At 48.2% G+C, this 274-nt stretch carries 1 protein-coding gene; it reads left to right on the top strand.

Translation table 11 applies throughout. From position 1 onward, the window contains the following. A partial coding sequence (locus GNP81_RS19215) for a cadherin repeat domain-containing protein (RefSeq protein ID WP_155675074.1) occupies positions 1 to 274 on the top strand: 274 nt, incomplete at both ends.

The following is a 274-nucleotide window of genomic DNA, read 5'->3' as shown; positions in this document are numbered from 1 at the left end:
GGATGGTTTGACACCGGGCGGCGGCGATACCGATAATGACGTGGGTCCTGTTACTGACAGTAACGCTGCGGATAATACAATTTCAGAAAATGCAGAGGTGGGCACGGTCGTAAATATCACTGGCCTAGCCGTGGATCCAGATGGCGATGATGTGACTTATGCATTATCACAAGCAGACATTGATGCTGGGTTATTTGACATCGATGCAACTACAGGCGTGGTGACGCTGATTGGTAATCTTGATCATGAAGTAGCCGATTCTCACTCTATTACC

The sequence above is a fragment of the Aliivibrio fischeri genome (assembly GCF_009727955.1).
Lineage (GTDB): Bacteria > Pseudomonadota > Gammaproteobacteria > Enterobacterales > Vibrionaceae > Aliivibrio > Aliivibrio fischeri_A.
The sequence above is the reverse complement of the archived record's forward strand: the minus strand, read 5'-3'. Positions and strand labels throughout refer to the sequence as shown.